This window comes from Streptomyces sp. NPDC055189 (assembly GCF_053606765.1).
Window position 1 is genome coordinate 187,177 of record NZ_JBSGSG010000009.1, and the last position, 11,120, is coordinate 198,296.

The following is an 11,120-nucleotide window of genomic DNA, read 5'->3' on the forward strand; positions in this document are numbered from 1 at the left end:
GAGTCGTGGCGGCAGGATGTACGGAACGCGCGAAAAAATCTGAAGGAGACTGTCGTGTCGGCGAACAGCTTCGACGCCCGCAGCACGCTGCGCGTGGGCGACGAGTCGTACGAGATCTTCAAGCTGGACAAGGTCGAGGGCTCGGCACGCCTCCCTTACAGCCTGAAGGTGCTGCTGGAGAACCTGCTCCGCACCGAGGACGGCGCGAACATCACCGCCGACCACATCCGCGCGCTCGGCTCCTGGGACTCCCAGGCGCAGCCGTCGCAGGAGATCCAGTTCACGCCGGCCCGCGTGATCATGCAGGACTTCACCGGCGTGCCCTGCGTCGTCGACCTCGCCACCATGCGTGAGGCCGTCAAGGAGCTCGGCGGCGACGCGGACAAGATCAACCCGCTGGCCCCGGCCGAGCTGGTCATCGACCACTCCGTGATCGCCGACAAGTTCGGCACGAAGGACGCCTTCGGCCAGAACGTCGAGCTGGAGTACGGCCGCAACAAGGAGCGCTACCAGTTCCTGCGCTGGGGCCAGACCGCCTTCGACGAGTTCAAGGTCGTCCCGCCGGGCACCGGCATCGTCCACCAGGTCAACATCGAGCACCTGGCGCGCACGGTCATGGTCCGCAAGGGCCAGGCCTACCCCGACACGCTGGTCGGCACCGACTCGCACACCACGATGGTCAACGGCCTTGGTGTCCTGGGCTGGGGCGTCGGCGGCATCGAGGCCGAGGCCGCGATGCTGGGCCAGCCGGTCTCCATGCTCATCCCGCGCGTCGTCGGCTTCAAGCTGACCGGCGAGCTGAAGCCGGGCACCACCGCCACGGACCTCGTCCTCACGATCACCGAGATGCTGCGCAAGCACGGCGTCGTCGGCAAGTTCGTCGAGTTCTACGGAGAGGGCGTCGCCGCCACCTCCCTGGCCAACCGCGCCACCATCGGCAACATGTCGCCGGAGTTCGGCTCCACCGCCGCGATCTTCCCGATCGACGACGAGACCCTGAACTACCTGCGCCTGACCGGCCGTGACGCCCAGCAGGTCGCGCTCGTCGAGGCGTACGCCAAGGAGCAGGGCCTCTGGCTCGACCCGGCCGCCGAGCCCGACTTCTCCGAGAAGCTGGAGCTCGACCTCGCCACGGTCGTCCCCTCGATCGCAGGACCGAAGCGCCCGCAGGACCGCATCGTCCTCGCCAACGCCTCGCAGCAGTTCGCCCAGGACGTGCGCAACTACGTCGCGGACGACGAGGAGGCCGGCAAGGAGTCCTTCCCGGCGTCCGACGCCCCGGCCACCAGCAACGGCGTCCCGTCGAAGCCGACCACGGTCACGGCCCCCGACGGCTCGACGTACGAGATCGACCACGGCGCCGTCACCGTCGCCGCGATCACCTCCTGCACCAACACCTCGAACCCGTACGTGATGGTCGCCGCCGCGCTCGTCGCGAAGAAGGCCGTCGAGAAGGGCCTGACCCGCAAGCCGTGGGTCAAGACCACCCTCGCGCCGGGCTCCAAGGTCGTCACCGACTACTTCGACAAGGCGGGGCTCACCCCCTACCTCGACAAGGTCGGCTTCAACCTCGTCGGCTACGGCTGCACCACCTGCATCGGCAACTCGGGCCCGCTGCCCGAGGAGGTCTCCAAGGCGGTCAACGACGCCGACCTGGCCGTGACGTCCGTCCTCTCCGGCAACCGGAACTTCGAGGGCCGCATCAACCCCGACGTCAAGATGAACTACCTTGCGTCCCCGCCGCTGGTCGTCGCGTACGCCATCGCGGGTTCGATGAAGGTCGACATCACCAAGGACGCGCTCGGCGCGGACCAGGACGGCAACCCCGTCTACCTGAAGGACATCTGGCCCACCGAGGCCGAGGTGAACGACGTCGTCGCCAACTCCATCGGCGAGGACATGTTCAACAAGTCCTACCAGGACGTCTTCGCGGGCGACGCCCAGTGGCAGGCCCTGTCGATCCCGACCGGCAACACCTTCGAGTGGGACCCGCAGTCGACCTACGTCCGCAAGCCCCCTTACTTCGAGGGCATGACGATGGAGACCACCCCGGTCTCCGACATCCAGGGCGCCCGCGTCCTGGCCAAGCTGGGCGACTCGGTCACCACCGACCACATCTCCCCGGCCGGTGCGATCAAGGCCGACACCCCGGCCGGCAAGTACCTCACGGAGCACGGCGTCGAGCGTCGCGACTTCAACTCCTACGGCTCGCGCCGTGGCAACCACGAGGTCATGATCCGCGGCACGTTCGCCAACATCCGCCTGCGCAACCAGATCGCGCCGGGCACCGAGGGCGGCTTCACCCGCGACTTCACGAAGGACGACGCCCCCGTCTCCTTCATCTACGACGCCTCGCAGAACTACCAGGCGGCCGGCACCCCGCTCGCGATCCTCGCGGGCAAGGAGTACGGCTCGGGCTCGTCCCGCGACTGGGCCGCCAAGGGCACCGCGCTCCTCGGCGTCAAGGCCGTCATCGCCGAGTCCTACGAGCGCATCCACCGCTCGAACCTCATCGGCATGGGCGTCCTGCCGCTCCAGTTCCCGGAGGGCCAGTCGGCCGAGTCCCTCGGCCTGACCGGCGAGGAGGCCTTCTCCTTCACCGGTGTGACCGAGCTGAACAACGGCACGACCCCCCGTACGGTCAAGGTCACCACCGACACCGGCGTGGAGTTCGACGCGGTCGTCCGCATCGACACCCCCGGCGAGGCGGACTACTACCGCAACGGCGGCATCATGCAGTACGTGCTGCGTTCGCTCATCCGGAAGTAGACCCGGCCGCAAGTAAACCTTGCCCCAGGGCAGTTGGGCCCGTACTCCCTTGCAGGGGGTGCGGGCCCTACGCTTTGGGTGCCAGGGAACTCGCGGCGGCGACGGGGGTTGCAGTGGACGCTGGAGCAGTGGGCATCAAGGTCGCGTCCTCGGTCGTCGTGCCGTTACTGAAGCGGCTGTTGCTGCCGCCGCCCAAGGCGCCCGGAGCCGAGTACTCCGAACGGCCCGTACGCATCAAGGGGTTGCTGGCCTTCGCCGGGGACCACCCCGCGCTCAGCAAGGACGACATGCACCGGCTGTCCCGGGAGCTGGTGCGCAGGGCGGTGCGCTCCGCGGGGCCGCACGAGAGGCCGATCGCGCAGGACGAGCACGACTCCGTCGGGCAGGCGCTGACCCGGACGCTCTTCGCGCTCGGCGAGCTCGACATGGACGACGTGCAGATCTTCGTGCTCGGGCCGGAAGAGCTGGCCAAGGAGCTCTCCCGGCAGGCCGGGCCCGACACCCGTCGCCTGCTCACCCGCGACGCGGCGCTCTTCCACGACGTGCTCCTGCGCACGGCCTGCGTGCACCTCGTACGGTTCTTCACCCAGCGGCCCGGATTCGCGGCCCGCGCCCAGCTGGAGGAGTTTCACGAACTGCGGCGCCAGCGCGACCAGTTGGAGGTCATCCTGCGCCGTGTGTCGGGAGACGACTGGACGACGGCGGACGCCCGCTTCGAGGAGAAATACTCCGACTACGTCATCAAGCAGCACGGCACCCTCACCCTCTACGGAGTCGATCTGCGCAACGACGACGGCAAGGTGTGGCCCCTGGAGAGCGCCTATCTGAGCCTGCGGGCCGTCGCGACGGCCGCCGTGGACGTCGAACCGGACGCGGCCCGCGAGGGGAGGGCGGCGGAAGTCGAAGAGAGCGTCGAGTCCGTCCTCGTCGGTCACGGCCGCGTACTGCTGCACGGCCTCGCCGGTACGGGAAAGACGACGCTCGTCCAGTGGCTGGCCCTGACCACCGCGCGGCAGGACACGGTGCCGGGGCATCTGCCGCAGCTCCTCGGCCGCGTCCCCTTCGTCCTGCCGCTGCGCACCCTGGTCCGCGAGGGCACCGATCTGCCGCTGCCCGACGACTTCCTGCGCCGGATGGGCTGCCCGCACGCGGGCACCGAACCCGACGGCTGGACGGCGCGCGTGCTGCAGAACGGCCGTGGGCTCGTGCTCATCGACGGCCTCGACGAGATTCCCAAGGCCGACCGCGCGCGCACCAGGGACTGGCTGCGCCGGCTCCTCGCCGCCTTCTCCGGCAATCTGTGGCTCGCCACCACCCGGCCCTCCGCGCTCGCCCCCGGCTGGCTGGAGCGCGAGGGCTTCCACGAGTTCACCCTGAACGCGCTGCGCCCCGACGACCTGCGGCGCTTCATCCGGCGCTGGCACACGGCGGCTCGCGGACGGGAAGGATCGGACGACAAGCTGATCCAATCGCTGCGCACACGACCGGAGTTGAGCAGGCTCGCCACCAACCCGCTGATGTGCAGCCTGATGTGCGCCCTGCACGAGGAGCGCAGCGGTTTTCTGCCCGAAGGGCGGGCCGCCCTCTACAAGGCGGCCCTGTCCATGCTGCTCGAACGGCGCGACAAGGAACGCGGTGTCAACCTCAAGCGCGGCGCGCAACCCCACCGCGGCGAGGAAGCGGCCGGGCTGAGTGAGGAGGCCGCCGCCGAACCCCTCAAGCGCTTCGCGTACTGGCTGATCCGCAACGAACGCACCCAGATCGAGCGCAGCGACGTCCTGGAGCTGCTCCGCAGGCTGCAGCCCCAGGTGCCCAGTCTTCAGCAGCTGGGAACTCCCGAGGACGTCCTGCAGTACCTCGTCGAACGCACCGGACTGCTGCGCGAGCCCGCATCAGGGGCCGTGGACTTCATTCACCGCACCTTTCAGGATTATCTCGGGGCCAAGGCGGTGCTCGAAGAGCGGGACTTCGGCATTCTGGTGAAGAACGCCCATGCGGACGAGTGGGAGGACGTGGTGCAGATGGCCGTCGCGCAGAGCGATCACAAGGGGCGTGCCGATCTGCTCATGCGGCTCAGCGAACGCGGCAACCGCGAGAAGGACGCGATGGTCCAGGCGAGACTGCGGCTGCTCGCCCTCGCCTCGCTCGAGCAGGCCACCCGCCTCGACCCCGCCGTGCGGCAGACCATCGAGACCGAGGCGGCACGCATGGTCCCGCCGCGCAGCCTGCGCCAGGCCAGGGTCCTCGCGCGCACGGGGCCGCTGCTGCTCGGCCTGCTGCCGGGGGCGAGCGACCTGGAGGGCGACGAGGAGCTCGCGACCGTCCACGCGATCTGCCAGATCGGCGGTGACGCCGCCATCCCGCGCCTGACGGAGTTCCTCGACACCCGACAGCCTCTGGTACGCGCCCAACTCCTGGGCCACTGGGACCGGTTCGACACCGACGTCTACGCCGACGAGATCATTCGGCCGCTCCTGACCGCGGACCCCTCGCAGCCCGTCACCGTACGCTCGCGCGCCGAGCTCGACGCCCTCGCGGACATGCCCGGATGCGAACGCGTGGGAATGCACGGCGACTTCGACCCGCAGGCCGTACGAGCGGCGCTCGACCCGCGGCGCCTGCGCGAGCTGCGGCTGCGCGGTGCGCTCCAGCTGGACGACCTCGGCCTGCTGGCGGACTTCCCGGCCCTGGAGAGCCTCACCCTGCGGGGCTGTCGCAACCTCAGGGAGCCCGCACCGCTGACCAGGCTGCCCCAGCTGCACACGCTCGTACTGGAAGACCTCCCGCAGTTCGAACCACTGGCGAAGCTGGCCGACTGCCCGCGCCTCACCGCTCTGCACCTGGGGCTGCAAGTGCCCTGGCGCGGGCTCGCCGACCTGTCCCGCCTCGCGGACCTGCGGGTCCTCGCGCTGCCGATGGGCACGGTCGACCTCTCCGAGATCGGGCACTTCGGGGCACTGGAGGAACTGCGCCTGCACGAAGCGGGTGAGCGCCTCGTGCCGGACGAGTGGGGCGCCCTGCTCGCCCGGCTGCCCGAACTGCGCACCCTGACCCTCACGCCCGAGCAGCTGAGCACGCTGCTCTTCGACCCGAGGGCGCAGGTCTCGCAGGTCACACACCTCTACGTGTACGCGAAGCCGGGCGCGCCCGTGTCGCTGCGGCGCATCGCCCGCAGGCTGCCGGGGCTCGTGGAGATCCATCTCACCCAGGGCACGGACATCGACCTCTCGCATCTGGCGGGCCTCGCCGGGCTGCGACGGGTCAGGCTCGCGTACCCGGGAGAGGTCCGTGCGGCGGCGAACCTCCCCGGCCGGTTCGAACTGGAGATTTATCCACAGCCCTGAAGAGGGTAGAACAACGTTCTTACGTGCCGCCGGACTCCCGCGATTCCGCTGGCGGGAGTCCCGAAGCACAGATAAGTTCCACTGATTCGGGAGGAGTCGGAGCAGTAGTCAGCGGCTGGTGTACCGGGGGAGCGCTGCGACTCGCCCTGGTCGCGGCCGAACGCTCCCAGCGGAAGCAGGATGTCGTCGGATGGGCAAGCCGCAAACCCCACTGCTGTACGGTCGCGAGACTCTCGTGGGCTCACTCATTCCGTCGCTCACCGGACTGGCCTACGACGAACGGGCGCGCAGGAAACGGGAGTTCGGCGACGACGTACCCGTCGTGCTGCTCACCGGACAGCACGGTCTTGGCCGCAGCGCCGTCCTTGACGGGCTCGCGCGGCAATACCACAAGCGGCTCCCGCTGGCCCATGTGAGGGTCGTGACGCCGGGGGCGTCCGTCGCCGTGCCCGTCGTCCCCGCCGGGGCCGGGGGCGTGCCCGCCGCACCGGCCGCCGAATTCGTGCAGGTCCTCGAACGCATCGTGTGCGCGCTCGCACCCGGCTTCGGTCTCTTTCCCGTCCTGTTGCCGGGCCTGTTCGCGGTCTCCGGCTGGTTCGCCGGCGACGCGGACGGCCGGGACGCCGTATGCGCCCGGCACGCCAGGCTCCTGATCGCCTGCGGGCTGCTCGCGGGAAGCGAGCGGGACGTGGCGCGTCAGTGGTCGGAGCGGGTCGAAGCCTCCGTCACCGATGCGGCGGGCGCGGCTGCCGCGGGCACCGCGGTGGAGGACGACGACGGCTCGCAGCCGGTCACGGCGGCGATCCTGCGTGAACTCCAGTCCCTGCGCGGCCTCGCCCCGGCCCGCAACTGGTACAGGCAGCGGCACACCACGCCGGACGGGGACACGGGGAAACCCGACGCCCTCCTTGAGCTCGGCCGCCGCTTCCACCGGGGCGGCGACTATCAGCACGCCGTGGAGAACACCCTCATGGCCTCCTTCCTCGAAGAGGTGGCCACCGCCTACGGCCTGGTGCGGTACCTGAACCGCGAGCCCTGGCCGCTGATCCTCCTCGACGAGGCACACGCTCCCGCGGGGCAGCGCTTCCTGAACCTGCTCCTCGAACACCGCGCCGTCGCACGGCGGCCGCACCGCGACCGGATCACCGTCGTCGCCACCCGCCTCGGGGACGTACCGCAGGAGGAGGCGCCGCAGGCGGTGCGCCGTGAGCTTGCCGACCTGGTGCCCGCCGGAGGCGGCGCGCGGCGCAAGCAGGCCGCCGCCATATGGCAGCGCAACGGACACGATCCGTCCGCGGGACTGCTCGTCGTGCCGCTCACGCCGCTGGGCAGGGACGAAGTCCTCTCGATGCTCGACCGGGCATCCGCGCGGCTGCTCCACCCGCATCTGGCGTCGGCGCTGCACTCGCTGACCGGGGGACACCCGGCGGCAAGCACCGTGCTGTGCGAGGCCGTGGTGCACGCCGCGCGCCAGAACCGCACGGTCACCCCCAGGGACCTGCTCGACCTGCCCACCGCGCAGGGCCGCCCGGTCACCCAGGTGCTCCTCGAGGACCTGCTGCCCGACCGGCGCCAGCGGGACCGGCTCCTCGTGCTGTGCCTGGCGCGGGACAACGCGACCGCGGAGGCCCTGGCCGAGAACCTCCGTCTTGACGGCCCCGAGCAACTGCCCGCCAACGCGGCGGCACAGTACTTGGTGGAGCGGCAGTGGCAGCAGTACGTCCCCGCCGAGGCGCCGTTGGTCGAGAGCAGGCTGCTCCAGTCGCTCCTGGTCCACGAGTCGCGCCGCACCTCGCCGCCCCCCGACGATCCGCACAGCTGGCAGCAGATCCACCGCTTCCTGTATCTGCACCACGTGCAGCACTCCGCCAACGAAGAAGGGGACGCGCTGCGGCACAGCCTGGCCGCCGGGAACGCGGGACGGGTGGTGGAGATGCTGGCGGACGAGTTCGGTGCGGAGGAGGCGGAGCAGAGCGTCCAGCACTGGCTGCAGTGCCTGCGGGACTGCGCCACCGCGCCGACTCCTCCGTCGGCGAGCGCCGCGTCGTCCCCGGACTCCGATGAGGAAGCGGCCGGTTGGACCGATCACCGGGTGGAGATCGCGCTGGGGGAGCACGCCGCGCGCTACACCCACCTGGACGAGGCGGGCCGCTGCATCAACCGGCTTCTGCACGCCCTGTGGTACCTGTCCGAGCCGTACGCCGACGCGGCGATCGACCCGGACGCCGAAACCCTGTGCCAGGCGGTGGGCGACGAACTCGGTTTCCTCTCCCGGCGCCACCGGGCCTGGTACGCGGCCCTCGGCAGAGCCGCCCGCGACTGGCCGGCCGCCGCACGCAAACGGCAGGTCCTGCCCGTCCCCGCCAGTGAGGGGTCATGATGTTCAACCACCCGCCCAAGGAGTGGGGCCCCCTCGAATGGCTCGTGGCCGCCGTGGTGGTCGCCGCCCTCGTCGTCGGCGGCATCACCTGGAACAGCGCGCGTCCCGGTCCGTGCGGCGATGGCCTTGAGGAGATCGCGGGGGAGTGCGTCGGAGTCACCGCCGACGCCTTCGAAGCGGACGACAAGGCCAAGAGCCTCATCAGGGCCGTCGCGGACGAGAACGCCCGGGTCGCACAGGACTGGGAGGACCCGCCGGACGACAAGCCCCGCATCCCCTACGTACGCATCGCCCTGATGATGCCCTTCACGTCGAACGAGTCCAGCGCGATGACCGGCGACATGATCCGGCGGGCTCTCGCGGGCGCCCTCGCGGCGCAGTTGGAAGCCAACAGTGCCAGCGGGCCGCACTACCAACTGCTCCTGGCTCCCGACGGCAGTGACCTCGGCCAGTGGGAGCCCGTCGTCGACCGTCTCGCCGAGATGACACGGGACTCCCGGGCCCCGCTGGTGGGGGTGACGGGCATCCCGAGCAGTACGACGGAGACGCGCGAGGCGGTCACCGAGCTCACCGAGCGCCGTATCCCCACGGTCGGCCCGGTCATCACCGCCGCCTCCATGAACTTCCGCTACTTCTTCAAGACGTCGCCCAACAACGAACAGTTCATCAAGGCCCTGTCCCACTACCTCGACCGCTATCCGCAGTCGGAGAAGGGCCTGCTGCTCTGGGACAGCCGCGAGGGCGACGTGTACTCCCAGAACCTGCGCAAGGTCTTCGACCGGCAGTTCGGCAAGACCTACGACCTGAAGAACCACAACTCCCACTACATCGGTTCGTCGGGCGAAGACCAGGGCATCCCGCGGCGCTTCGCCGACGCCGTCACCAGGATCTGCCGCGACAAGGCGGACACCGTCTTCTTCGCGGGACGCGACCAGGACCTGCCCGCGTTCATCAACCGCCTCGCCAACGAGGGCGGTTGCGACCGCAGCGGCAAGCTGCGGATACTCAAGGTCGGCATCGGCCTGGAGCCGACGCTGACCGCCGCCGACATCAGGCGCAGCCTGAGAAGGGCCAACGCCACGATCGTCGACGCCTCGGCCTTCGACCCCGCCTGGGAGACGGACATCGGTCACGCGCCGTCCGGTTTCTCGCCCTTCCACGCGCGCTTCAAGAAGATCAACAGCGAGCACGCTCTTGGCCCCGACTTCTTGAAGGACGGGTACATGGCCATGTACTACGACGGCTTCGCCCTTCTCGCGTCCGCCGTCGACCGCACGTACAGCGACATCACCGAAGGCGGCGAGAAGACCCCCGATCCGGTCCGGCTGCCCTCCACCAAGGACGTGTACAGCACGCTCACCTTCTCGACGATCAGCGGCGGGGAGTGCACCGGCTGCCTCGTCGGGGCGAGCGGCACATACGGGTTCACCGGCCCGGGCGAGAACAACCAGTGGGCCGTCTGCAAGCCCGTCCCGATCGTAGAGTTCCCCCCGGTGGCCCGGTCCGGCGACAAGGAGAAGCTGCCGCTGTACCGGACGTACCGGGGGGAGAAGGCGAAGAGCTGCCCGTCATGAACGGCTCATGCACGGCTCATGAGCGACTCATGTGCGACGGGCGGGCGACTACGCGGGGAAGCCGCCGTAAGGGACGGTGATGATCTCCATGGCGTGTCCCGCCGGGTCCAGGAAGTAGACCCCCCGGCCCCCGTCGTTGGTGTTGATCCCGCCCGGCTGCTTCTGGTGCGGGTCGGCCCAGTGCTCGATGCCGCGAGCCTTGATCTTTTCGTACGCCGCCGTGAACTCCGTCTCGGAGACCAGGAAGGCGTAGTGCTGCGGGGTGATCTTGTCCGCGGGGACGGCGGCGAAGTCCAGGGTGACTTTGTTGCTCAGCTCCACCGCGATGAACGGGCCCCACTCCGAGGTGATTTCGAGGCCAAGCAGGTCCGCGAAGAACTCGGCGGACTCCCGGTTGTCCCGGGCGTGGATGATCGTGTGGTTCAGTTCGACCGGCAAGGAATGCCTCCAGAAGGCATCTCCCGACACCTCCATGCCTCACCCGGACGGTGACCGACACGCGATGTCGCCGTGGATCTTAGGCACGACGACACCGCGCTGTCGAGCGATCAGCCCTCTTCCCAGTTCACGCTGCCGACCCCCGTGCCGCCCATGCAGCGGGCGCTCGACACGTCGGAAGCGCCCGGATTCAGCGTCTTCCAGTCTCCGCGCGCATCCGGCCATTCCCCGCAGACCACCTTGACGCGGAAGGCTGTCACGACACCGGTGTTGTTGGTGCAGTGCGCGTGACCCCAGTAGCCGTCGGTGTCCGTGGTGCAGGTGAGGACGTTGGGGGGTGCGGCCATTTCCTGCTGCGAGGCCGCCGCGCCCGGCGCCACGGCGAGCGCCGGCACCGCGGCGGCGGCCACTGCTGCGAGCTTGAGTACGAGCCGGCTGAGGCGGCGAGGCTTGTTCATGTGCTGGTCTCCTTCTGGATCTCCGTCGCGGGGCATCCGCGCAGCCGTGATCCTTCCGAGAGGCCCTGTCGTGCCGGTCACGCGACGGTCACTCGAAGCGGCGGTCACTCGAAGCGGCGGTCACCCGAAACGAGAGGGGGCGGGAGTGCGTACGCAC

6 protein-coding genes are annotated in these 11,120 nt (G+C 69.8%); 4 read left to right on the forward strand and 2 right to left on the reverse strand.

The genetic code is table 11. The features are described 5' to 3' along the window. The first annotated feature begins 54 nt into the window (after positions 1 to 54). The 4 genes from acnA to ACWFR3_RS09775 all read left to right on the forward strand — a co-directional run bounded on the left by acnA (position 55) and on the right by ACWFR3_RS09775 (position 10,067). Positions 55 to 2,769 carry an aconitate hydratase AcnA gene (gene acnA, locus ACWFR3_RS09760; protein ID WP_453734030.1) on the forward strand — a complete coding sequence of 905 codons (2,715 nt, stop codon included), beginning with the start codon at positions 55 to 57 and terminating at the stop codon, positions 2,767 to 2,769. A 113-nt stretch (positions 2,770 to 2,882) separates the two neighbouring features. Next, on the forward strand, positions 2,883 to 6,113 hold the full coding sequence (locus tag ACWFR3_RS09765; RefSeq protein ID WP_453734031.1) for an NACHT domain-containing protein: 3,231 nt from the start codon (positions 2,883 to 2,885) through the stop codon (positions 6,111 to 6,113). Between the two features lie 190 nt (positions 6,114 to 6,303). Beyond that, positions 6,304 to 8,493, forward strand: a complete 2,190-nt coding sequence (locus tag ACWFR3_RS09770; RefSeq protein WP_453734032.1) for an ATP-binding protein — start codon at positions 6,304 to 6,306, stop codon at positions 8,491 to 8,493. Further along, positions 8,490 to 10,067 (forward strand): ABC transporter substrate-binding protein, encoded by a 1,578-nt coding sequence (locus ACWFR3_RS09775; RefSeq protein WP_453734033.1) that lies wholly within the window; start codon positions 8,490 to 8,492, stop codon positions 10,065 to 10,067. Before ACWFR3_RS09770 ends, ACWFR3_RS09775 begins: the two co-directional genes overlap by 4 nt. A 48-nt stretch (positions 10,068 to 10,115) precedes the next feature. On the opposite strand, the gene ACWFR3_RS09780 is transcribed toward ACWFR3_RS09775, so the two are convergent. Further along, on the reverse strand, positions 10,116 to 10,505 hold the full coding sequence (locus ACWFR3_RS09780; RefSeq protein ID WP_453734034.1) for a VOC family protein: 390 nt from the start codon (positions 10,503 to 10,505) through the stop codon (positions 10,116 to 10,118). Positions 10,506 to 10,615: 110 nt separating this feature from the next. Continuing rightward, positions 10,616 to 10,963 (reverse strand): hypothetical protein, encoded by a 348-nt coding sequence (locus ACWFR3_RS09785; protein WP_453734035.1) that lies wholly within the window; start codon positions 10,961 to 10,963, stop codon positions 10,616 to 10,618. Positions 10,964 to 11,120 lie beyond the last annotated feature (157 nt).

Excerpts from the sequence above, each read along its gene's own strand:
- ACWFR3_RS09770 (WP_453734032.1), top strand. The coding sequence starts at position 6,304 with ATGGGCAAGCCGCAAACCCCACTGCTGTACGGTCGCGAGACTCTCGTG.
- ACWFR3_RS09775 (WP_453734033.1), top strand. The coding sequence starts at position 8,490 with ATGATGTTCAACCACCCGCCCAAGGAGTGGGGCCCCCTCGAATGGCTC.
- ACWFR3_RS09785 (WP_453734035.1), bottom strand. The coding sequence starts at position 10,963 with ATGAACAAGCCTCGCCGCCTCAGCCGGCTCGTACTCAAGCTCGCAGCA.